General features: G+C 36.4%; 22 protein-coding genes and 1 riboswitch. Of the genes, 4 read left to right on the top strand and 18 right to left on the bottom strand.

All coding sequences use genetic code 11. The features are described 5' to 3' along the window. Positions 1-126 precede the first annotated feature (126 nt). A riboswitch (SAM riboswitch) is annotated at positions 127-242 on the bottom strand. Positions 243-339: 97 nt separating this feature from the next. Beyond that, positions 340-882, bottom strand: a complete 543-nt coding sequence (locus ACTNEP_RS12005) for a GNAT family N-acetyltransferase (RefSeq protein ID WP_441162252.1) — start codon at positions 880-882, stop codon at positions 340-342. Between the two features lie 405 nt (positions 883-1287). Here ACTNEP_RS12005 and ACTNEP_RS12000 point away from each other — a divergent pair, with 405 nt between their 5' ends. After that, positions 1288-2139, top strand: a complete 852-nt coding sequence (locus ACTNEP_RS12000) for an AraC family transcriptional regulator (RefSeq protein WP_441162251.1) — start codon at positions 1288-1290, stop codon at positions 2137-2139. 109 nt (positions 2140-2248) lie between these two features. Here the strand turns inward: ACTNEP_RS12000 and ACTNEP_RS11995 are convergent, their stop codons facing one another. Continuing rightward, positions 2249-2509, bottom strand: coding sequence for a hypothetical protein (locus tag ACTNEP_RS11995; RefSeq protein WP_441162250.1), 261 nt, complete (start codon positions 2507-2509; stop codon positions 2249-2251). Positions 2510-2534: 25 nt separating this feature from the next. Continuing rightward, a complete protein-coding gene (locus ACTNEP_RS11990) occupies positions 2535-3827 on the bottom strand; it encodes a hypothetical protein (RefSeq protein ID WP_441162249.1) in 1293 nt (430 codons plus the stop codon). Positions 3828-4121: 294 nt separating this feature from the next. Between ACTNEP_RS11990 and ACTNEP_RS11985 the strand changes: the two genes are divergently transcribed. Next, positions 4122-5273 (top strand): AI-2E family transporter, encoded by a 1152-nt coding sequence (locus tag ACTNEP_RS11985; protein ID WP_441162248.1) that lies wholly within the window; start codon positions 4122-4124, stop codon positions 5271-5273. A gap of 59 nt (positions 5274-5332) precedes the next feature. On the opposite strand, the gene ACTNEP_RS11980 is transcribed toward ACTNEP_RS11985, so the two are convergent. The 9 genes from ACTNEP_RS11980 to ACTNEP_RS11940 all read right to left on the bottom strand — a co-directional run bounded on the left by ACTNEP_RS11980 (position 5333) and on the right by ACTNEP_RS11940 (position 16197). Then, positions 5333-5890, bottom strand: coding sequence for an isochorismatase family protein (locus ACTNEP_RS11980; protein WP_441162247.1), 558 nt, complete (start codon positions 5888-5890; stop codon positions 5333-5335). A gap of 395 nt (positions 5891-6285) precedes the next feature. Next, positions 6286-6882 carry an AAA family ATPase gene (locus ACTNEP_RS11975; RefSeq protein ID WP_441162246.1) on the bottom strand — a complete coding sequence of 199 codons (597 nt, stop codon included), beginning with the start codon at positions 6880-6882 and terminating at the stop codon, positions 6286-6288. A gap of 46 nt (positions 6883-6928) precedes the next feature. Further along, on the bottom strand, positions 6929-7633 hold the full coding sequence (locus ACTNEP_RS11970) for a DUF998 domain-containing protein (protein WP_441162245.1): 705 nt from the start codon (positions 7631-7633) through the stop codon (positions 6929-6931). Between the two features lie 184 nt (positions 7634-7817). Next, a complete protein-coding gene (gene abc-f, locus ACTNEP_RS11965; RefSeq protein WP_441162244.1) occupies positions 7818-9698 on the bottom strand; it encodes a ribosomal protection-like ABC-F family protein in 1881 nt (626 codons plus the stop codon). A gap of 180 nt (positions 9699-9878) precedes the next feature. Next, positions 9879-10007: an RAxF-45 family protein gene (locus tag ACTNEP_RS11960; protein WP_441162243.1), complete on the bottom strand. Its 129-nt coding sequence runs from the start codon at positions 10005-10007 to the stop codon at positions 9879-9881. Positions 10008-10125: 118 nt separating this feature from the next. Continuing rightward, positions 10126-10848 carry a nucleotidyltransferase domain-containing protein gene (locus ACTNEP_RS11955; RefSeq protein WP_441162242.1) on the bottom strand — a complete coding sequence of 241 codons (723 nt, stop codon included), beginning with the start codon at positions 10846-10848 and terminating at the stop codon, positions 10126-10128. A 123-nt stretch (positions 10849-10971) separates the two neighbouring features. Beyond that, positions 10972-12111 carry a mannitol-1-phosphate 5-dehydrogenase gene (locus ACTNEP_RS11950; RefSeq protein ID WP_441162241.1) on the bottom strand — a complete coding sequence of 380 codons (1140 nt, stop codon included), beginning with the start codon at positions 12109-12111 and terminating at the stop codon, positions 10972-10974. 5 nt (positions 12112-12116) lie between these two features. After that, entirely contained in the window at positions 12117-14195 is a 2079-nt protein-coding gene (locus ACTNEP_RS11945; protein ID WP_441162240.1) for a BglG family transcription antiterminator, read from the bottom strand. A gap of 91 nt (positions 14196-14286) precedes the next feature. Beyond that, positions 14287-16197 (bottom strand): PTS mannitol transporter subunit IICBA, encoded by a 1911-nt coding sequence (locus tag ACTNEP_RS11940; RefSeq protein ID WP_441162239.1) that lies wholly within the window; start codon positions 16195-16197, stop codon positions 14287-14289. A gap of 316 nt (positions 16198-16513) precedes the next feature. Between ACTNEP_RS11940 and ACTNEP_RS11935 the strand changes: the two genes are divergently transcribed. Then, on the top strand, positions 16514-17101 hold the full coding sequence (locus ACTNEP_RS11935; RefSeq protein WP_441162238.1) for a copper resistance CopC family protein: 588 nt from the start codon (positions 16514-16516) through the stop codon (positions 17099-17101). Continuing rightward, positions 17098-18189, top strand: coding sequence for a copper resistance D family protein (locus tag ACTNEP_RS11930; RefSeq protein ID WP_441162237.1), 1092 nt, complete (start codon positions 17098-17100; stop codon positions 18187-18189). Before ACTNEP_RS11935 ends, ACTNEP_RS11930 begins: the two co-directional genes overlap by 4 nt. Before the next feature lie 80 nt (positions 18190-18269). On the opposite strand, the gene ACTNEP_RS11925 is transcribed toward ACTNEP_RS11930, so the two are convergent. The 6 genes from ACTNEP_RS11925 to ACTNEP_RS11900 all read right to left on the bottom strand — a co-directional run bounded on the left by ACTNEP_RS11925 (position 18270) and on the right by ACTNEP_RS11900 (position 24845). Continuing rightward, positions 18270-19196 (bottom strand): DMT family transporter, encoded by a 927-nt coding sequence (locus tag ACTNEP_RS11925; protein WP_441162236.1) that lies wholly within the window; start codon positions 19194-19196, stop codon positions 18270-18272. Between the two features lie 540 nt (positions 19197-19736). After that, entirely contained in the window at positions 19737-20786 is a 1050-nt protein-coding gene (locus ACTNEP_RS11920) for an ABC transporter substrate-binding protein (RefSeq protein ID WP_441162235.1), read from the bottom strand. Between the two features lie 95 nt (positions 20787-20881). Continuing rightward, entirely contained in the window at positions 20882-21745 is an 864-nt protein-coding gene (locus tag ACTNEP_RS11915; protein WP_441162234.1) for an ABC transporter permease, read from the bottom strand. After that, positions 21745-22551, bottom strand: coding sequence for an ABC transporter permease (locus tag ACTNEP_RS11910; RefSeq protein WP_441162233.1), 807 nt, complete (start codon positions 22549-22551; stop codon positions 21745-21747). The genes ACTNEP_RS11915 and ACTNEP_RS11910 overlap by 1 nt, the downstream gene beginning before the upstream one ends. Positions 22552-22554: 3 nt before the next feature. Next, on the bottom strand, positions 22555-23328 hold the full coding sequence (locus ACTNEP_RS11905; RefSeq protein WP_441162232.1) for an ABC transporter ATP-binding protein: 774 nt from the start codon (positions 23326-23328) through the stop codon (positions 22555-22557). A 188-nt stretch (positions 23329-23516) separates the two neighbouring features. Further along, positions 23517-24845 (bottom strand): aspartate aminotransferase family protein, encoded by a 1329-nt coding sequence (locus tag ACTNEP_RS11900; RefSeq protein WP_441162357.1) that lies wholly within the window; start codon positions 24843-24845, stop codon positions 23517-23519. Positions 24846-24870: the final 25 nt, after the last annotated feature.

The following is a 24870-nucleotide window of genomic DNA, read 5'->3' as shown; positions in this document are numbered from 1 at the left end:
TCGCTTCCTTCCATCTACAATTATTCAAGGAGAAGAAATAGATGCAAGCAACAAAATCATTTATAACAATAAAAAATCTCCCTACCTACAAATAGAGATAGAGAGACGTAAATGAACATTAGGAATCTCTTATCTCTTCTAAGTAAAATCTACTTAGATGGAATTGGCACCTATATTAAGTAAAAAACTTAATGGTTGCCGAGGCTTCTTTGGGCCAGTCCCTCCACCTCTCTTGATAAGACAAGATTATTATATTTTATTTTTTAAATCCAAGTAATATACTACACTTTAGCATGCTTTCGTTAAAATTGTCAATATATTTCGACAATATTTTATATACTATTTCAGCCATTCCTCAGCTAAAACTCCGTATACAATATGATCAACATAATGATCGTATAACCATTCACTACTTCTGATATGCCCTTCTTCCACAAATCCCAGCCTTTTAGGGACACTTCTGCTTTTTTGGTTGTCAACCGCAGCTCTAATTTCTACTTTATTTAATTTTAATTCATGAAAAGCATAATCTGTTAATCCTTTCGCTGCTCTTGTCATAATTCCTTTTCCTTGGTATTCGGCACCAAGCCAATAGCCGATATACGCAATCTTATTGGACCAGTCAATGCTATTATAACCGGCAACCCCGACAATTTCATTTTTATATAAGATGACTGTCGTTAAACTCTTATTGTCGGCGAACCCTTTTATACTTGATTGAATAAAAGCTTTTGTATCTTCTACCTTTAAGGTTGTATCAACCCAAGGTAGCCATTCCCGTAAATAGTCTCTTGAATTTTCAGTTAATGCAAATACTTTTTCTGCATCTCTCAAATCAATTAGTTTCAAGGCTAAATCTTCATCAAGTCTGTTTACAAACAAGTTACATCCCCCCAATTAGTAAATTGAAAATATTTTAACAGAAGGGGAAGTTGTATGCTAGTACTTTTTTAAAAAATTCACCCAAAAGTGGAATGGGCAAAATAATGGAATATAAAGTAAAATCAATGCTATATCATCGCTTCGTCAAAATACTTTCCTCGGACACGGCTTTACTAACCGAACGGCTTACTTTTTTCATTACTTTCTATTTATCTTTGACACGATTGATCATTTCGTTATTATAGCTTGTCACCTCTGATAAAGTAAGACTATGATTAATAGAGGCTTACAGACGTTTAGTACCCTGATAAAATAGACATTAAAACAACTCACAAAATCGTGCACAGATTGTGAGGAGCATGATTTTCTGCTATGTTACTCTTTCATTAATGGGAGGTTTCGTAAATGGATTCTTTAAAACAAATGAATGAAGCGATTGACTATTTGGAGGAGCATTTGACAAGGACAATTGACTTTAAAAAGGTTGCACAGATTGCGCAATGCTCGGAGTACCATTTTAAAAGGATGTTTTCTTTTTTAGCAGGTGTACCACTGTCTGAATATATTCGTCGACGACGTATGACATTAGCAGCACTCGAATTAAAAGATGAACAGACAAAAATTATAGAGGTCGCATTGAAATATGGATACTCCACATCCAATTCCTTTGCTAAGGCGTTTCAGCAAGTTCATGGTCTAATGCCTTCAGAAATGAAGGAACAAACTCATTCATTAAAAGCTTATCCAAAGTTAACCTTCCAATTAACTGTTAGAGGAGTGAATGAAATGAATGTACGAATTATTCAAAAAGATGCTTTTTCTATTGTCGGTATAAAAAAAAGAATGAAAGTACTGGACAATGATGTTGATCCAGAAGTAAGTAAACTTTGGGAGAAAACAACAGAGGTAACATTAAAAGAGTTAGAGAAACTTTCTAATCTTGAACCAACCGGGCTACTTCATGTGCTTGCAAATTATTCAGATGATGAGGAAATTGATTATTATTTTGGGGTTGCCACTACGGAGAATGCCTCCCCTTCCTATGTCCATTTGAAGATACCAAAACAAACGTGGGCTATATTTAAAGTAAAAGGAAATTGGGAGGATGTCCAGTCAGCCTGGGAACGTGTATATAGTGAATGGTTCCCTTCTTCCAATTATGAACATAGTGGAGCACCTGAAATCCTAAGTAGCAAAGACGAAGAAAGTGAAATTTGGATTCCAATTGTTAAAAGTGAATCGACAAATGAAGAATAATGATAAAGGGCTTGGAACTTTCCAAGTCCTTTTAGCTCAGACATTATGCATAAGAGGAAGCCGAAGTACTTCTCACGCCCAGTTTTTCCTTACTAGATCAAGGTCTCATTCATGGAGTTCCATTACAACTTGTCGGATTTTTACTAATCAACTTTGTCGCACCAAATGCAATCCAAAATGCAATGAAAGACGTAAGAAGAGAAGAGGTAACATTACTTCTCGTAATTTCTATGTAAGATAATAAAGAGGAGATTTCTTCCCAAATGATGTTTGGAGAAAAAAACATGGTTAACAACATACCTGATAAAATTTGCAGGACAAAAACAGCAAAAATAAAACACACTGCAAACAGCATCATAAATTTCTTCAACGTAAACCCTCTTTCCATTATTTTATCATTCATTCAAGGAAACTACTTCACCGCTTATGGCATGAACTGCATCATCACAATCTAAACCTCCACATAATATATATTGCATTTCCTCGAAATCATACACATAACGTGGCATTAAGCGAAACTTTTCTTTTAATTTGTGATATGCTTCTTCTTTCGATATCCGCACTTCTTCAGGTTTTTCAAACGCATCAAACATTTCTAGCATATCGCGGTTATCTATAAAATTGACTACTTGTTTACGGTTTGGATCTATGAAAAGAACTAGTTTCCGTGGAAAAACAAGCTTTGTAGCTTCTTTTAGCTTCAAGGTCGCAACAATATATCCTTTCTCACGATGAAGTGTTTTTAATAGCCATTTACCTGCATCATCTGCATAAGCCTTTCGTAGATAAGTCTTAACTGCTTGTACACATTCTTTTTCTTCGTCGGGGCTGATTGGAATAGAATCAGGCGATGGCTCACGTGAAAATGCTTGTTCTAGTGTAGGATTTTCATCCAAATCAAACTCTTCTCTTTCAAATGATTCATCAAGTGGTTTCTGCCAATCGAGCACCTGATTCACTTTTAGAAAAGGTCCCCTGTCATCCTGCCTGAAAAATGGTATGGTCCCCATCTTATCATTTGAAATATAGATTTCTTCGACTGCATACACAGGATTTAACTTCTCTTTTTCAAAGGAAGGGAAGTATACCAACTTCAACTGTTCTTTTACTATTTCTTCTACCTCTTGAAGAGAGAGTTCATATTTTTCTTCTCTCACTATCGTCAAAGGAGGAAAATAGCCGTGAACAGAAAACAATGTCAGACGCCCTTTATGATCCCATTCAACACTAATGAAGCCAGCAGGTGAAACAGGAGTACCGTTAATACATTCTTCCAATTCAAGTATATTTTCCGCTTCTTTTTTTAGTTGAAAATGCCTTTCATATTTTAATCCAGTTTCATTTTCAATCCAATCAATGATCGAATTCGTATTGCAATCGTCAAATCTTACACCCTTGTCAGCGTATGTCTTCCCTCCAACAAAAACAATACTATTAAATTGTTGATTGTGAAGGTCGACTTCCATAACTGCTGTACCTTCGGGATTGAGATCATCCTCTTCATTTACCGATATATGCTCAGGAAACCACTCCATACTTAATTTATACTCCGTTTCGTTGAAGATATTAAGACTTCTGTCAATACTATGTCGTTTCAGCCAATAATTATCCAGTCCAAATTTAGTTTGAGCTAAATCGATTAATTGTTTTATTCTTGCATCCAATGATGGCCACCTCTTTTCTGCCACTTATAAACTGCCTCTAAGAATTTAACACCTTTTTCCCTGTTATTTATTATACGAAATATAATTCCCATTCGTTTCATTTTTTCATAGATTTCCTGTTACAAATTAATGAATAAGAGCGTTACTTAAAGAAGTATCGCCCCTAGTTAAACAATATTTTTCGTTTTCACCAACACATTTGTCTATATTTTGGTAATATGGCAAAAATGGTGATAGTATTTACATATCACAATGGTATTGAAAGTAAAGATAAAGCTATAATTGGGTATAATACATAAAAAAAGGGAGATAAAAATAATGGATTCATCCAAACGATTTTTGAAGTTTATTGGCGGTAAAAAAATCTTTTATATATTAGCCTTTTTCATCTTAATTGGCATTACTATTTTCATTTATTCAAAGATTTCTTTTATCTTTCATCCATTAAAGGTTATTTTATCTACATTAGCCCCGCCTGCGATTTTAGCCTTTATTGCATACTATTTATTGAATCCAATCGTAGATCTTCTAGAGCGCCTACGTGTGAAGAGAATATGGGGCATCATCTTACTGATTCTAGGTATTAGTGGGGCATTGACCGGCATTATTTTGTTAACTGCACCATCTATTGAAGCACAGGTGAAAGATTTAGCAGAGAATTTCCCATCATACTTAAATCAACTTGGAAATGGCCTATCAACATGGGTTCAAAATTCCTTCTTAGGCCCCTATTATGATGAAGGCTATCAATGGCTAATGGACAGATTGGGAGAGCTCCCCGAGATACTCGGAAGTTATATTACTAGTGGATTTCAAGGCATTCAAAATATCGCAAGTACCATTACAAGTACAGTCGTGTCTATTATTACTTTTCCATTCATTTTATTCTTTCTATTAAAGGATGGAAAAAAGTTTTACCAATTTTTCATTAAATTATTTCCGCCAAAGCTTCGTGATGATATGAAACAAATTCTATCAAATATGGATACGCAAGTCGGGTCCTACATTCAGGGTCAAATTATTGTGGCAACCGTTATCGGTATCCTGCTATTTATCGGTTATCTGATCATTGGACTAGAATATGCATTTACCTTGGCAATTGTTGCAGCAGTTACAAGTGTTGTCCCTTATTTAGGTCCAACGATAGCCATTATTCCTGCAATCATTATCGCTATCGTCAATTCACCATTTATGCTACTAAAGCTGGCTATTGTATGGATAGCAGTACAATTTCTAGAAGGAAATTTTGTTTCACCTAATGTTATGGGGAAAACCATGCAGATTCACCCGTTAACCATTATTCTTGTTCTACTTATTGCGGGAAACCTGTTCGGTATACTAGGTGTCATACTTGGTATTCCGGGTTATGCTATTGTAAAGGTGATCGGAACCTATCTATTTAATAAATTCAAGAAACGATATAATAAATACTTTGGTGAAGATCGTGGCTACTATGAAGTGGAAGATTAATGAAAGCAGCTGTTTTTCTTTGGATAGAAAGCAGCTGCTTTTTTGCTTGCTTTACATGGTTATCGATATCTGTGATGAATTGGTTGAAATAATTGTTCATTAGCGTTTCTGACAAGAGAAAAATTGTCTACATTATAATGACCGTGAAGAATTTCATTATGATGCTGAATGATTTGCTGTGCAGTTAAGTGTTTGGAATTAGATGTAGAATGACCATTACCCACAAGTGTTACATCAAAGTGATTGATTGTTGCCGTTCTAACAGCTGTATCAATGCAATGCTCTGTCTTACACCCCATTATCACAAGATGTTCTACATTAGAATGATGTAAATGTTCTTTTAAAGGAGTACCATAAAATGAATTAGTAGCTTCTTTGTCAAATATCAACGCCGTGGTTGGCACGTTTATATCTTTGTGTATCTGAAACCCTGGACCTTCACCACTGGCAACATCTAAATCTCTTATAAAAACAATTGGGATTCTCTCATCTAACGCTTTTTGAATAACTGTATTAATATTTGCAATGATTCGTTCTTTATCAAACACCCCTTTTTCTTCAGAACTTCCTTCCATTAAGTCTTGCTGAGCATCGATTATCAATAACGTTTGCCTCAATAATTCTCCTCCTTAGCTATTAGAAACCATTAGTCGTAGTGCCCCATGAAAAAATGGCATATTCCTATGAGAACCAAACTTTTCATCCCCTTTTCCTGATATCGTATGTGTAGCCATGGAAGCATCGAATGATCTTCATCAAAAGTTTAGGAACCTGCCGTTCCAATAACTGCAGGCACTTTATTAGATGCTGGATGGCTCCATCGCAACAATATAACGATTATTAAGCTTATAAGATCCACTACCAGCATCAACGTTATGCACCGTTTGTGATGAACCAAGAGCTTCTATAATATATTGGGAAATCCTTGCGTCTGTGGCATATTTCTTACCGTGCATGTCTTAGTTAAAACTAGGTTTTCTATATCCATCGTATTACCCCTTCTTTAATACAACTACTTAATAAAACGGATATGCTTTAATTGCGTTTTTATTCTATCTAGCTTTTTCTTGCATTTGTTTCTGTTGTCAGGGAGTAATTCAATGTTTGATTTGGAAGCAATAATTTCTACTACACTTTCAATTGACATATGATCAGTGTCAATCCGGTGTTGAAAAATATCGTTGGCTAAACCTTTCATACATCTACCTATCTGTTGTTCAGCCCATGAATCTTTTCTTTCACCTCTTTTTCTTAATCTTTTCTTTAACGTTTCTTCCGATGCCCATAATACAAAATCATGTACTGTGACACCATCATTTCTTAGTTTGCCTATGATTTCTTCAAAATACTGCGGATTTACAATAGTCATTGGAGCAATAATCACTCCGTCATACTCACTATCTAAGTATTTCAAAGTAATATAATTTAGCTCGCGCCAAATACTGTAATCCTGAAAATCCTTTTTACATATATTCTTAGGTATATTCTTATTTAGAAAATAACCGATGTTTTCTGGATCATACACAAATGAATGAGGGATTCTTCTATGTAATTCATATGATGTTTGCGTTTTTCCTGCCCCAAATGCTCCATTAAGCCAAATAATCAATTAAACCACCTACTTCTTGCTCCTATATATAAATGAGCATGATTTACTATTCTTTCTTTCGCCACAGGACAATCGCAGTAACTGTCATCCATAAATAAATAGAACCGTATAGTATTCTTTGTAAAAGTCCACCTGGAAGATTAATAAAGGACGGCTGATAAAAGAGAAAGACCAGTGAGCACGTGGTTAATAATGTAGAAATGTAAGTCCAAATTGCTAATATAGGCATTGTTTTATGAATGGCAATACCAATTAGTAGCAGTGCCGGAATTTGAACAACCATACCTGGCAACGCACCTAGAGTATGCCAAAGAAAGCTTACATCAGCAGGAAAAATCCCAGAAATGCTGTAGCTAAGTCCAAAGATTACAAGTAATCCTGTAGCTATTTTGGTTTTCTTACTATCAGGCCAAAATTGTTGTAAACAGATCGCTCCAACAAAAATAACAATGCCGGTGACTGTAAATGTCCAATTCATCAGTAAATGATAGGGAGAACAGACTTCATACGGTGCGAGTATATGTGTGTTTATACCACAAGTAGTTACACCTAAGTCACTCATAGGTTGTGTAAGAAAATTATAGGGAGCTGTCGTTGCTTGAATGACGAGGTACTCAATAGGAAAATACACACTTAATAAAATCCAACTTATAAAGCCTATTTTTATCGCTATTATGTATTTTCGAAAAAATAGAGCGAAGATTAATGCCAGAATAGTGATGACCATCATAAAAAAATAAGATAAATCCATCTTATTCTCCTCCTTCTTTATTTAAAGAGTGGGTGACTTACAGGTTCATAACCGTGATGAACTCCCCCTTTTATCTTAGCATATAATTACCCTCATTTTTGATAAAAATAGAGGATTGCCTTACAGCAACCCTCCTTCTCATACATCTATATCTCTAAGGATGAAGATATAACAGATTAACCAATCAACCTTCCTTCAGCTGCTCACAAAGTACTTCCCATTCATGCTCTAAGTCCTCTTTTTCTTGATAAAATTGTTGTAATAACTCCAAATCTTCTATTTCCAACATTTTTTTATCTATCTCTAAAATTCTCTCCTCTAATAAGTCTAAATATTGTTCCAGATTTTTATTTTCCTCATGCTCATCCTTGGATAATGACTCTTCCTGTGCAGAAGTTTCCTTCTTTTTTCCTGTAGGCTCCGGAGCTTCTTTTTCCTTTAATTCAGTCATTTTCCTCTTTGCCCTATTATAATCACCTTCAAAGCAAAATAACTTCCTTGCCTCTATCCAATAAATTTTACTAAATAACTTGTTCAGAAAATAACGATCATGGGATACAGCTAAAATCGTTCCTTGAAATCCCTCAAGAGCTTCTTCCAGCACTTCTCTTGAATCAATATCTAAATGGTTTGTCGGTTCATCAAGAATAAGAAAATTAATGTCCATGTACATCATTTGTGCTAATCTTAACCGCATTCGTTCACCACCGCTGAGCTGTTCAACCTTTTTAAACACATCATATCCGTAGAACATAAACTTTGCTAAAATATGTCTGGCTTCTCCTTCAGATACTTTCACTTCATCTCGAAATGTCTCAATAACTGTTACATCTTTTACATCAAAGAATATATGTTGAGACAGGTAGCCTACCTTCATATTGCTTCCTAACTTCACTTCTCCTTTATCAGGTTCAAGCTGTTGAAGAATTAATTTGATTAGTGTTGTTTTTCCTGTTCCGTTTTCCCCGATAACAGCAACCCGTTCCTGATAAGTTACATGCATGTTTATACCCTTAAATAGTAGCTTATCATGGAAGCTTTTCGAAACGTTCTTAAGCATAATGACATCCTTTCCGCTTCGGTCCGCTCCATCCATTTTAAGGCTCATTTTCTTACGATTTAATGTCGGTCTTCGTAATTGTTCCATCCTTTCTAAAGCTCTTTCCATATTTCTAGCTCGTCTATGAAGATCTGCATTCGGTGGATTCGCTCTATTTGCCCATTCTCTTAACCGTTTTATTGCTTCCTTCATTTTTTTTATTTTCTTCTGCTGTTCTTCATAAGCTTGAAATTCTCGTAAAAGTCTCGCTTCCTTTTCCTTCACAAATCCAGAAAAGTTAGTATGATAGGTAGTTAATTCTCCATCCTCCATATCCATAATCTTATTGACAACCTCATCAAGAAAATAACGATCATGTGAAATGATCAAAACTGTGCCGCTATACTCTTGTAGAAAATTGCCAAGCCATTCCACTGCCATTAAATCCAAATGGTTAGTTGGTTCATCCAAGAGTAGTAAGTCAGGGTGTTGAAGCAACATTAATGCTAAACCAACTTTTGTTTTTTCTCCTCCACTTAATTGGGAGAAAATTTGATCAAGTAGTGTAGGAATATTTAAACCCTGTACGATTTTCTCTATTTGGGATTCTATTTGATATCCACCATTTATGGTGAACTGATCTTGTAAGTTGCCATAATCGATCATCAGTTTTTCCAATTTGTCCGTGTTGGTCTCTACACTCATTTCGTTCTCTATCTTTTTCATCTTTTCTTCCATCTTCAACAAAGAAGAAAAGGCAGATCTTAACACATCTTTTACAGTTGCCGCATGATGATAGTTGGGGATTTGTTCTAGATAACCTATTTTGGCCCCTTTCTTCCAATGTATTTGTCCAGAATCAGGTGTCTCCACACCAGCTAGTAAACGAATTAACGTCGTTTTCCCACTACCATTTGGACCAACCAAACCGACACGTTCTTTTTCTTTTACTTCAAACGTTATATCTTCGAAAATGGTGTTACCACCGTACATCTTCGCTATATTATTTGCACTACATACAATCATATTGATATCCTCCTAAAAATATAAAAAGGCTATGAGAAGACATACCTTCCCATAGCCTCAAAAATAGACTTGTTATAGAACTTGACTAACTCCCGTTCTATCGACACAAAAAAGAAGAGCATGAAAAAGCTCTCCTTACAAACCGTTCCTATTGGTGGGGTAAGAGATGTTTTCACTGTTTTAGTTTGCTATTGAATTGTTAAAAAAGGGCATACGTATCCCGTTAACAATTGCAATCGCAAATTTTGCACGGTTAAAATAAAGGAATTCAGTCCAATAACCGTACACTAAAACAGTTTGATTCAACATCTTACCACCACCTCCGTTTCGTTAAAGTTATTTATATATTATCATGGTGCTAATCGTACGTAAAGCCTTTTCAACATTCAAAGAGAAGTTATCAAGATGATTCTTTGTAACGAAGATTCTACTTTCCTAAAGAGAAGCCATCAAATAAACGGCCGCCATGAGAGCTCAATACATCATCAATAAGAATAATGATTTTGTCTTTTTTATTCGATTTATAAAAAGTATCGAAGGCTTCTACAAACTTTTTAGTAAACTCTTTATCATAATCCTTTAATGAACGAATCATCCATTTGGAATCACCAATCCACCGCTTATTGGTCCTTAAGACAAATTCACTTATTTGTTCAGCAAGTGTATTCGCTATAAATAATGATTCTGCTCTGTTATCAGAACCAATTAAATCATCTAGTGCATCAGTAATAAAGTACCTTTTCGTATTTAACGTTTCTGTAGACCATGCTTCTGGCCCCTGGTCAAGTAATTCTCTTGCTTCCTTTTTAATCGCTTTTATTATGCCTTTATCTTTAATAACTTTGCCTTCCGCTACCATTTTAGGCATTGAAGGCCTCGCTCTTTCACAATCACTTGCAAAAAAATCTTTATAGGAAGTGAGATTATGAACAAAAATTTCGATATTCCACCCATAATCAGAAAGTGATTCCCTGTAAGAGGAGAGAATGTTACGATCAAAAATGACGATATCTAAATCCGATGTTACGGTTGCTTCGCCTCGAACAACACTACCTGCTAAAAGCGCACCCTCACAATCCGGAAAACGACTTCGGATAAACTTACCTGCTGCTTCGACTGGTGATAATTTATTATAGTCCTTCACATTCATTCACCCCATCCTTAAATGAAAGTTTACATTCAGCATATAATAATTTAACGAAAACATGCAACGTATCTATAAAAAACGGCCCAGCTACTTTAAAATGTAACTGAACCGTATTGGACTAACTATTTACTTTAACCATTCATATTGCTTGATTACTTCCCCAGTAATTTTACTGTCCTCAGGAAGATTGCTTATTTCGTGCAACACTTGCGCAATTCCTTTTTCTTCGATCATCGTTTGAAGTTTCACCGCTTCTTCATCCTCCTGGTGATCAAATAGTAACGCTGCAGCAATCGCCTTCGCTAAGTTTGTAAAGGGTAAGCCTACTTTTTGTGCTTCAGTTGCTGGACGAACCAAGCGGTCTTCTGGTCCTAGTTTTCTTATTGGTGCACGACCTACTCTAGTTACGCCATCATTCAAGTACGGGTTTTTGAATCGTTTCACAATTTTTTGGATGTAGTTCAAATGTTCTTCTCTATTTAAACCATATTGTTTAATAAGGTAATCACCCGTTTCTTTTAATGTTGCTTCTACTTGCTCTTCAATTACTTCATCTGCTAAGGTTTTGTCGATGGTAGATTTTCCATTTAAATATCCAAGATATGCAATGACTGCATGCCCTGTGTTTACTGTAAATAGTTTACGCTCGATAAATGGAGCTAGCTCACGAACAATCGTCATTCCTTTAACTGTTGGAATCTCCTCTTCTGTTTCCACGACCCATTCATAATATGGCTCAACCAATACATCAAGTGAGCTAGTATCTTCTTGAATTGGTACAATACGGTCAACAGCAGAATTGAAAAAGTACACTCTTCCCGCTAATCTTTCCTTAGTATCCTCATCAAGGCTGTCTAAAATATGTTGCTTCAAAATGTCTGTAGCACCGATTTGGTTCTCACAAGCAATTACATATAACGGTTGATCTGATTGGTATACTCTTTCAGAGATACCTCGTGCAATTAACGGGGCAATTCTCGGTAAAATGTTAGGACCGATAGCAGTTGTTAAATAGGTTGCATTTGTAATTGCTTCGATCACCTCATTTTCCTGAGTCAGATTGTTTAAACCTGCTACATGATGAATAGTGGTTGTCTCTTGTTTATCTGTTGCTAGCTTCACTTGATAGCTCTTCTGTTCATTTAATTGATTGATGATTTGATCAGCAATATCTACAAATGTTACCTGATACCCTGACTCGGAAAATAAAGCACCAATAAATCCTCTACCAATGTTTCCTGCTCCAAAATGAACTGTTTGTTTCATTACGATCATTCCTTTATCCATTTATTTTGAAGGTATTCTGAAAACAGATCCTCTAATTTGTCTCTAATCAGCGACTCACTGAAAGACGAATAAATCATCATTGCTTTGTCATCTTCAATCAAACTGGTGCTTATAAGACTAAGTATTTCCTGTTCTTTTAAACTTAGCTTTTCAGGTGATAGCATTAAAAGTAGATTTTTCAGTTCTACAGTCCTGCCATCCATCCCCTTAATGATACAAGGCTTCTCTAAGTGACATATTTGAAAAATAAGCTCCTTGATACCAGTATCTCGGCAATGATACAGACCCATATTTGTATTGGGAATCCCTAATCCACCTATTTTTTCTCTATCTTCTAACTTCTGCAAAACACTTGCAGCATCTGAAATTAACGCTTCTCGCTCTAATTCTTCTGTCATCTCTTTTAACACTTGCTTATACGAATGGTTCGATTTTCTATATAAACGAAAATTATCAAGGATTGCTTCCATGCTCGTTTGAACATCTTTCATTTCCTGCAACACATCTTGGAGGCTTGATGCTTCTTGTCTAGCTTCTTTTCCCGTGTCTCGTATATATTCATTCTTACCTGTTAGTTGCTGAATATTACTCTTTAGAAAGCTTCCGATCATTTGAATGTCCTCATCACTCAATAACGGCGACACTAAAATATAGTTAACATCATCAAATGGTAATCTAACAGTGGAAATGAATACATCAAACACGTCCAAGTTTGCCTTTTCCATTTCCTTTATCGATTTAATTTCCACAGAAGTAATTTCCTTAAATTCTTTCTGGATACGACTTGCTAACATCTTAGAGGTGCCTATCCCTGTTGGACATACAATGACAGCATGGATCGTTGTCTTCTCCTCATTCATTAATAATGTCGATCCAAAGTGAAGCACAATAAAAGCAATTTCATCGTCTGGGAAACGAATATCTGGAAATTCCTTCTCCAAACTATTTCGAACAGCCATAAACAACACAGGATATTTCTTCTTGATTTGATCTGTTAATGGATTAAACAAGCCCATCTGATGCTGTAAGCGAAAGATGGAGGGCTCCAGGTGAGCAAGCAACCCTTGAAATAACGAAAAATCTCTGGATAAATCAACGTGCAATTGGCTTGAAACGTCCTGTATAATGTTCTTAATAATCTGTCCAAGCATAATACTGTCATATTCAACTTTATCCGTATCTTGCAACTTGGATCCTTTTAATATAACAGCTAAATAATGCACATCACGTTTACTTAACGGAATCGATAGTTCCTCTTTTAATCCCTCACAAATCTGGCTCATCTGCTGAAATGCTCTTGTCGACTCACCATTCGCAATTATATCGTCTGGCTCTAATAAAAAGTTATCTTCTACCCGTTGTAGGCTAATCGCAATATGAACAATTAAACCTAAGTAATCATTATCCGCTAATCTTGTTTGACCACGATCAAACAAGTGATATACTATATTATCAATTTTTAGTAGATACTCTGGCAGAAAGTATCCTAAAACAGGACCTTCTACTTTATTATTCTTTTGTAATAGATATAAGCTTTCTAAAAGCTCTTCATGAAAATAAAATAAGAAACAAGTAGCCAAAGCTTTGCGTTTATTTCCTTCTCCACCTGTTATACTTACACCGACTCCTCTTTTTCGTGTCAAATGGACAGAAAATTTATCGAGCCAGTCAGATAGATCATCTAAATAAGAAGTAAGAGTAGTAACACTTACTCCCAGTTGCTTAGCCAACAACTGTGTCTTAAAAAATGTTCCTTCATGTAATAATGTAATAAGTAACTGCAGCTTTTTTTCTTCTGGAGTTTGATCAGTAGGATGTACATGGGAGAGCTGCTGAACCAGCTTAAATATATGTTCATTTTTTCCATCAATTATTAACCCATCATTGGTTGTACGATTCAAATGCAATTCAAAAGGCTTCAATATGTTCTCAACAGCCTTCAAATCACGCTGGATCGTCCTCACACTTACATTGAGATAATTAGCAAGTGAATGAGGCGTGTGTTTTCCAGAGGTTTTCATCACTAAATCAATGATCGATTTTTCCCTTGACGTAATAAACATTCTACCCACTCGTTTCCTTATAAAATGATTTCAGGGAGAATATAACAGAATAGAAAGACAGTATCTAACCATCTTTCTACTCTTTTCTCAATTATTGACTATTGATAATATCTAGCAATTCTTTTGCTGTTTTTGCTTGTACCATCTTTTCAATATTTTCTTCTTCTGAACAAACAACTGCAATACCAGAAAGAATCTCTAAATGTGTACCATCTTTACCTGCGATACCAAAGATTAATTTTGCTTCTTGGCCATCAAAATCAACACCATTTGGAACTTGAAGAACGGTAAAGCCAGATCGCTTAACTGCTTTTTTCGCTTCTTCTGTACCATGTGGAATCGCCACATTATTTCCCATGTATGTTGAAGTCACCTTCTCACGCTCGATCATCGCATCAACATAACTATCCTCAACGTAACCGGATTTAACTAATACTTCACCAGCAAAACGTATTGCCTCTTCCTTTGTAGCAAACTCCTGATTAAGGAAGATGTTTTCTTCTCGTAACAAATCGTCATCATCATGCGCATGATCAGCACCTGTTACATCTGCTTCTGTCTCTTCTACTATCTCCGTCAATTCTTCTGACACACCATTTTGTAGACTGTCAATTAGCTTATCATATTCAGGACTTGATAAGAAGTTATCTACTGAAATGTGGTACGCATCAGGTAATTTAGTTTTTGCTCGAGGCGTTAATTCTTCTTGAGTAATAACAATTTGTACATCACTAGGTAAGTTACTAATAGCTGAATTGGTAACAGTAACATCTAGACCCGCAGCTTTCACTTTTTTTCGTAGGAGTGAAGCGCCCATTGCACTTGACCCCATTCCAGCATCACAAGCGAAAACAATTTTATTCACTTTGTCTGGAAGTGTTCCTGAATGAGATTGAAGTGTTCCAGCTACAGAACTTTTCTTCCCTTTCATTTCTTGCATTTTTTGTGTTGCTTCTTCTATATCTTCATCTTGTTCTTTACCTGATTTTAACACAAATCCTGAAATAACGAACGAAACAATCGTAGCTACAATAACGGCAGCAAAGTTCGCAATATAAACACTTGCTTTACCAGGTGTAACAGCAGCAATCGCTAATATACTACCTGGAGATGCAGGAGCCGCTAGTCCTCCACCTAAAAGTACCAATGTTAAAATTCCACTCATACCACCTAAAATAACAGCGAAGAACAGCATTGGACGCATCAAGACATACGGGAAGTAAATTTCATGAATCCCCCCGAAGAAATGAATGATACCCGCACCAGGTGCTGACTGCTTTGCAGTACCTTTTCCAAACAGCATAAATGCTAATAGAACACCAAGACCTGGTCCAGGGTTTGCTTCTAATAGGAAAAGAATAGATTCTCCTGTACTTCTAGCCTGTTCTAAACCAATTGGAGAAAGGATTCCATGATTGATTGCATTATTTAAGAATAAGATTTTGGCAGGTTCGATAAAGATACTTGTTAATGGTAATAGACCTACACCAATTAACCAATCTACACCTGCGACAAGCAGCTGGGTAAATCCATTGACTGCTGGACCAATACCTAAGAATGAAAGAATCGCAAGTAATCCACCTAAAATTCCAGCAGAAAAGTTGTTTACCAGCATTTCAAAGCCAGATCTAATTTTGCCTTCAATTGCTTGGTCAAACTTTTTAATTACATAACCACCAAGTGGTCCCATAATCATGGCACCTAAGAACATCGGCGTATCTGGTGCACCTACAATAACCCCCATTGTGGCGATCGCACCTACGACACCACCCCGTTGGTCATGAACTAATTTACCACCAGTGTAACCGATTAATAATGGTAGTAAATAAAACACCATTGGGTCAACTAATTTCGCAAGGTTTTCATTTGGAAAAAAACCATCTGCAATAAACAATGCAGTAATAAGTCCCCATGCAATAAATGCACCGATGTTTGGCAGTACCATTGAGCTAAGGAAGTTACCAAACTGCTGGACTTTTACCTTTATATTAGACTGAGCCATTATCTTTCTCCCTCTCTATATAAATATAGTTTTCTATCCATCAATTTTTATCATATGATACAGTTATCCTAGCTTCAAGATACTTGAAAACTAACTTTGTCGCGCACCTTATGACAAACCTATCTTTTCTCGGCAACAATGGATTTATGCACATAGGTCAAACAGTTAGACAACACCTTCAGAACTTTCCTGAGACGTATCAACAGGATTCTTCATATTTTCATCAAGAATTTGTTGAAAATTGTCCATAGTAAAAAAGGTGTAGATCTGTTATAAAAGAGGTATATATTGATAAAATTAGAAAGGAAGATGAGAAATGTTTAAACGATTCTTATTTCTTATTATTGTTTTACTAATCGCTTTCCCAATTGCAGTTGGTGCACATACACACTTAGAAACATCAGACCCAGAAGAAAACTCGGTCTTAAATGAAGATACGGGAGCTATTACGTTAACCTTCGAATCGACAGTTCAAGAGCTGAATGAAATCACGTTAACACATGAAAATGGGGAAGAATTACCGCTAGAGGAAGTTACCCATGAACCAGCAGACACGCTTGTTGTCACACTTCCAGATCAAATAGAAGATGGAAATTACACACTGTATTACAGTATTGTTGGTGAAGACGGACATGTGATGGAGCAAGAATTGACTTACCAATTTGAACGTGTTGAGGAAGAAGAGGTAGTCGAGGAAACAGAAGAAGCAACCGATGATCAAGAAGCATCAGAAGAATTAACTGAAGAAGAAACAGCACCTGAAGCTGATCAGGCAGAAGAAAGTGTGACGAATGATAATGCTGATGAAGCGGATGGAAATTCCACACTGATAGTTATAATCGCCATTGTTCTAGTTATTGTTGCTGTTCTTGCTATCCTCATGCTTAGGAAGAAGAAAAAATGATAGTATCGATAAGTAATGGCTTACTATACATTTGTTTTGCCATTCTTATGGGAGGATGTCTCCTTGGAGTTATTCCTGAGGATAAGAAAACATCTATCGTCCTACCAAAGAAAACATTGGCTATAGCCATTATACTTATCCCTTTCCTTTCATTTTTTTCATTGTTAGATCTAGCTTTGGCATTGAATCATTACCGGGATGAGTCTATAGTTGCAAGTATAGGTTATGTCATTAGCAATATGGCACTTGGTCATGCTTGGCTGGCGTTAAGCTTGTTAGCTATCCTCTTTTTCATTTTGTTATTAGGGTTACGTCGACATAATACCATGCCAATTTTATATACGCTCGGGCTTTTCATAACTTTCGGGATGTTATTCACACAGGCAGTTGTTGGGCATTCAGCCAATATGGGAAGCTACCCTGGAGCAGCAGCACATCTGTTTCATTATACTGCTGTTACCGCATGGATTGGCGTATTATTTATCACCAGTTGGTTCTCAAAGAATGCCGACAAATGGCAAGCGTTCATTAATTGGTTTACCCCCTTTGCCATTGGCTGTGTAACTATTTTAGCTTTATCGGGAATGTTTATGAGCTATTTTTTAAACGAAAGTATCGTTGATTCCTGGACATTGCCATATGGTCAGGCTTTATTATGGAAGAGTTTGTTGTTTATCCCCATTCTCTTTTTCGGTCTTATCAATGGTGTGCTGATTCGGAAAAGAGTAAAGGAGGATGCACATTATTCTCCGAGAAACTGGTGGCGTGCAGAAAGTGTCATTATCTTAGCTGTTATTGCCGTTACGGCATTTATGACAGAACAGGAACCACCACATAATATTGAACAGACACTGGCAACAGGAGAAGCATCTGTTTTATTTCAAACATTCGCTTCTGTTCCAATCGGGATAGATTTAACCTTAGAGCTAAACGGACTTAGTGTATTGTTTTTACTAACAGGTCTATTGTTTTTAGGTTGCATTCTCTACACTTTCGTTCAAAAGCTTTCTCCTTACTTGGCTCTGCTCATGGGAGGACTTTCAGTTGTAAGTCTATACCTTGGATTGATGAATGCTGTTACGGTGTAGAGCATTGATGAAGTAAAATAATCACTCAGGTAAATCCTGGGTGATTATTTAATAGGAATAATCATAGGATATTTTTGTCATCACGCTTGCATTTTTAATCCGCTTAGTCTCTTATTATATGTAGCAATAAACACTCCGGTAATAACCATTGTCATTCCCAAAACTTGTTGCCATGTTAAACTCTCTCCATATAAAACGACAGCAATCCAAGCGGCATTAATCGGGACAAGATTCATGTAAATACTAGATTTGCTGGCACCAATTTGATGAATCCCTTCATTCCAAAGGAAAAAGCCAATTACCGTTGCAAAAACAATCATATAGATCATCTCCAGCCATGCTTGACCAGACATCGATAACACAGCTTGCCATTCTCCATCAAAAAAAGAGCTTATTGCGAGAAAGATAGAACCAACGATCGTGGTAACAGTCGTTGTAAATATTGGAGAGACTCCTTGCATCACTACCTTTCCTATTAACCCATGAATGACCCAGCTAATGAGAGCAAAAATAAATAATAAATCTCCTTTATTAAAGGAAAGAGAAAATAATGTTTGAAAGGATCCTTGCATAATGACAAGAAATACACCTGTTAACGACAGAAATAATCCTACTCCCCTACGTTTGTTCCATGTCTCGTGCAAAAAAAGAATGGCTCCTAATGTAATGAACACAGGAGAAGTCGCCATTATTAACGACCCATTAATGGCATTGGTATATTTTAAAGCGATAAAGAAAAAAGCATTATAACTAAATATGCCGGTAATCGCCATTATTAATAGCCCTAACCATCGACCTCGTAATACAGCCCAGTTCCATTCACCTCTTATTAAAACGATAATAAGTAAAATCAGTCCTGCTAAACCAAATCGTAAAGTTGCCGCTATAAGTGGTGAAATTTCGGTAATAACATGTTGCGCTGCACCAAAGGCTCCTCCCCAAAATAGGGGTACTAACAATAGCCAAAAATAAATGGCTTTATTACTTTCCTCTGAATGAATATCCACTTCTTTAACTTCCTTCCTAGCTAACGTCATTGTAAGATATTACTAATCTAATATTTTAAAAAACTCCTTCCTAGACTTAAATGGTTTTATTTCTAGCTTATGAAGTAAAACTACCATAATAATAAAACTTACCTGGGTCCATAACGTTGTCTATTACTTATGCGTGACAACGCCATCCAGCTATTACATTTTTAATTAAATTATATACCATTAGTACTTCCCTTGCCATAAAGAGGGAAATAATTCCATTCACAGATAAATGCTTAATAAACAAGAAAAAGCAATCAATGGAGTGATTGCCTCTCTATACTAGAGCTGTCTATTTTACATCTTGTCCGCTGTTGGACGCTTCACAGAAAAAGCTGGACATAACAAAACAAAATAAATGAACGGAAAATCCGAAACAATTTGATCTGACTTACAGTAAGCCAAATAGTTAGACTCCTGTGGAATCAGTGAGATCTTAGTTCGGATTTTTCTTTCCCCTATACTTTTTTTCCTAACCTTTCTTCCCTATTTCCATACCAAAGTAGCATGCATTTATTCAGTAGCCATTTCCATAATCTCATGGGTGTAAGCTGTATCTAAATCAGCTGGTTCTTCAATTACACCGTACTCATAGGCGATATCAGCCGTTTGTTTAAACATCTCATCGTCAGTTTGACCAATGTTTGCAGGATCAAAACCTTCTGGCAAAATTAATTTCCCAACTTCCTCCATCATTTTTAATTGATGTTCTCTTGACGAACTTTCTTCAGCTTCTACCATAACACTGTCTACAGCAGCTTCAGGATCCTCAATTGCAGCTTCCCACCCTTTTAAAGATGCACGGACAAATTTTGCTGCAGTCTCTTTATTTTCTTCCAGCCATTCCGTATTAGCAAACAAGTTATCTTCTAGCATCGCTACCCCTTCATCATTCATATCAATTACGTTTAAATCATTTTCATCATATCCTTCTGCTAATACAACTTGATATTCATTATAGGTCATAGCGGACGCAACCTCAATTTCATCAGAAAAAAACTGATCCATCGTAAGTCCTTGCTTAACAAAAGATAAATCAGCATTCTGATCTAAGCCATATTTATCAAATAATGCTAATACTTCAAATTCATTTCCACCCATCCAATTTCCAACATTCCTTCCTACCAAATCTTCAGGAGAAGCAATTTCTGCCTCCTTTTTAGATACAAGGACCAGACCACTTTTTTGATAAATTTGCGCAATTTGTACTAAAGGTAAGCCTTGCTCTATATGCGGTAATAAACTTGCTACCCAATTAATACCAATGTCAGCTGCACCATTGGCTACTTGTTGCTCAGGTACAATATCTGGTCCGCCTGGAACAATGGTGACATCCAATCCTTCTTCTTCATAAAACCCTTGTTCAAGTGCCATATAGTATCCAGCAAACTGGGCTTGTGGTACCCATTTTAATTGCAGTTTTACTGGCGTTAATTCCATGTCTTCTTCCTCATCACTGCTCCCTGAAGCACCTTCATTCCCACATGCTGCTAAAAGGCATAGTGAAAGGAACAGTAATAGCATCACTACCATTCGTTTTTTACCTTTCTCGACATTTCTCATTGAGTATCCCCCTTCATATCATTTTAATATTAAGAAATGGACTTCCCTTTATATGATCAATCATTCTATAGCTTAATAATAGATTTCCACACTCATCATACTCTAACGGATGTATGCCATTTTAATAGAAGCCTTTCCATAAGTTCGATAATGACATAAAAACTCACGCCTGCGACTGCTGCTAAGACAATACATGACCATCCTAATGGCATATTGGCAACTTTAATAGAATTCGATAATAAATAACCAAGTCCCTGAGAAGAAAAGAAAAACTCACCTACAATGGCTCCTATTATGCTTGTTGTTGTATTTATTTTTAATGCTGAAAAAATGAGAGGTAAACTGTTCATGATTCGCAAATATCGAATTACATCCGTTTTTTTGGCAGCATAAGAATACATTAAATCAAGTGCCAATGGAGATACCATTTTCATTCCTTTATGTGCATTGATTGCCATAGCGGCCATTGTAATAACTGTGACAATGGCTATTCGTGATCCTATGCCAGATCCAAACCATAAATTCATAATAGGTGCTAATGCCACGATAGGAACGGCATTTAGAGCAGCAATTAAAATAAGTCCACCTCTTCCCCACTTTGGCCATGCGATCGCCATGAGTGCAATAATAAAACCAAGCGTAGATCCGATCATCATCCCGGTAATCGCCTCTGTCATCGTATACCCAGTATAAGCTAACAGAACAGATATATTTTCTATCAAAGCTTCATAAATTGCTGTTGGAATTGGTAGTTGGTATAATTGCAAATTAAAAATCATATGAAGAATTTGTGACTCCCATAAATAGATCATAACTACTCCCGTTATAATGGGCAGCCATACTTTCTGATAATTACGTCTTTTTTTTGCTATAAGCTTTTTAGGATTTGTATGCAATGATGACTGGCCATCTTTTGATTTTGCAGACCAATCAACCATTTTATCTGCTTTCTCAGTCACTATTGGTCACCTCCGTCTCTAAATTCTGGTTGCCATGGCGAGACAAGTCTCTCTAATATATTCATTAACAAAAAGCTGAAGAGACCTAACAACGCACCCACAATCACTGTTGACCAGAACATATAAGTATGGGAAGGACCATAATATAAATTCTTCAGCATAATAACGCCAATACCGTTCTGTGCACCCATTAATTCAACTAAAATTGCACCTGTTACCGCTAATGGTGCAGCTATCTTTAAACCACTAAACAAGCTAGGTAGCGCAGCTGGAAAACGTAATTTCCAATAAATTTTCCACGGTTTTGCAGCTAATGAATACATTAATTCAAGTGCAGAAACATCCACACTTCTTAGCCCTCTTAACATATTGATCGCTACAGGAAAGAACGTGATATAGCCTGCTATAATAATCCTCGCTAATTGCTCGTCACGCATGATTCCGTATACGATAGGTGCTAACCCTAATATGGGAACCATTTGCGAAGCGACAGCATACGGTAAGGCCATTTGTTCTACCCATTTTGAAATACTCATCAATACAGCCAATATAATACCGAGAACTGCTCCTAACAGGAAACCGAATCCAGCATTCGAAAAGGTGACTAATCCTTCTTTATAAAGAACACTCCCGTAATCAACAAACGTAATTGCAACTTCATGTACATAAGGAAGCTTAGATTGCGCCATCGGTGCCTCTATCACATTTAGCAGTACCCATGAACCAAGTTCCCATAGAATAAATAAGCCAATCATCCAAACAAATACGGGAAACCATCGGTGTTGGAGTATGTAATCTACCCGCATATCTTACACTCCCTCAAAGCTATTACGGATGTGAGCAATTAAATCAAAAAATTCTTTACTGTTTCTCATTTCTTGTGTTCGAGGTCTTGGTAATGGAATATCCACAACTGATGATAACCTGCCAGGATGGGGGGATAATACTAAAACTCTATCAGAAAGAAAAATAGCTTCAGGTATGCTATGTGTTACAAAAACTACTGTACTCCCTACTTTATCCCATATCGTTAAAAGTTCTTCATTTAAACGTTCTCTAGTAAATTCATCTAATGCAGAGAATGGCTCATCCATCAATAAAATTTCAGGCTCTATCGCAAGAGCACGTGCAATCGCCACGCGTTGCTGCATCCCACCACTTAATTGCCACGGGTACTTATCTTTGAATTTTTCTAAACCAACTAATTGAAGTAAATGATCCACTCTTTCTTGTCTTTCTGCTTTGTTCATTCCCATTAATTCTAACGGAAGATAAATATTTTGCTTCACTTTCCTCCAGTCATAAAGCACTGGACTTTGAAAGACAATTCCATATTTCTGAGCTAACCTCGCTTGTCTAACCGACCCACCACCAACCGTTATTTCCCCTTTAGTAGGTTGGATTAAATCAGCAATAATGCGTAATAAAGTTGTTTTGCCACATCCAGATGGACCTAGTAAAGATACAAATTCCCCTTTCTTAATATTTATTGAAATATCCTTGAGTGCTAATACTTCTGTATCATTCGTTTGATATGTCATACTTATCTGATTTAATTGGATTTCCGGAGCAACAATTGTCATCTCCTCTCCCCCCATAAATATAATTTCTTTAACAGATTTTCTTTAAGCCCACTGATGTTATCTTTCCTAACATTTTACTGATATATTAGTGCTTACACATTAGACAAAGCGTTAAATAATCTAGCATTTTTTTCTTCCATATCATCTAATTGAATGAACAAATAAAAAACTCCTTGTTAACAAAGGAGTTAAATGAATGCAATAGATTCTTTTAAGACACGAGTCATCAAACCAAACTCATCATCTGTCATACTCAATGGTGGGCTTACCGTCATAATATTATTATAGCCTGCAACTGTGTCACCATTCTTACCGATAATGACACCTCTTTCTTTACAGTAAGTAATAACACGTTGAATTTTTTCCTGGTTAATTGGTTCTTTTGAATGCTTATCTTCCACTAATTCGATTCCCATCAATAACCCTTTGATACGTATATCACCTACATTAGGATGATCAGCTATTTCTTTCATTTCCCTAGACAATCGTTTTCCAAGCTGATGAGAACGTTCAACTAATTGTTCCTTTTCGATGATATCTAAATTTTTTAATGCAACAGCACATGCTGCTGGATTTCCTCCAAATGTATTAATGTGTCGCAAATGATCATATGCGTCCGAACCTTGAAAGGATTGATAAATATCACGGCGAACAGCGGTAGCCGATAAAGGCAGATAGGCACTTGTTAATCCTTTCGCCATGGTAATGATGTCTGGTTTGACATGATAATGCATAAATCCAAATGGTTTTCCTGTACGACCAAAACCATTAATAACTTCATCCACAATGAGTAAAGCCCCACGTTTTTTACATATTTCACTTACTTCTTTTAAATAGTGCTGATGTGGAATCAATACCCCTCCACCTGTTATAATCGGCTCCATGATTACGCCAGCAATCGTCTGCTCTTGCTCCCACACCATGATACGTTCGATATCTTTGGCACTTTCACTGCAACAAGTGCCATCAACCGGATGAGAACTACGATAACAATCAGGTGGAGCAACATGTAGAAATCCTGGTGCAAGTGGTTCATATAAATATTTTCGTTGAGCCTGCCCAGTTGCTGCTAATGCTCCCATCGAGTTACCATGGTATGCACGGTAACGAGAAATAAATTTCCATCTGTCCGGTTGATTATTTTGGCGATGGTATTGCCGAACAATTTTGAATGCTACTTCATTTGCTTCTGACCCGCTATTTGAAAAGAAAAAAACATACTCATCATCTAACCATTCATTTAATCTTTCTGCTAGTCGTATTGCTGGCATGTGACTTTGGGTGAGCGGATAATAAGCTAACTCTTTCATTTGTTGATAAGCAGCTTCCGCTAGCTCATCACGACCATAGCCAACATTGACACACCATAATCCACTCATTGCATCCAAGTATTGATTTCCATCTATATCCGTAATCCAAGAACCATTTGCCTTTTCTGCAATCATTGTTGAATCAGGATCATATTTCTTCATCGAATGCCAAATATAGTGCTGATCCTTCTCCAAAGGGTTTTCCATTTTATTTTTAAGCAATTTGTTCTCT

It is taken from the genome of Gracilibacillus sp. HCP3S3_G5_2 (assembly GCF_052063305.1).
In the GTDB taxonomy this organism is placed as follows: Bacteria; Bacillota; Bacilli; order Bacillales; family Amphibacillaceae; genus Gracilibacillus.
This window is presented reverse-complemented; position numbering and strand designations above follow the sequence as displayed.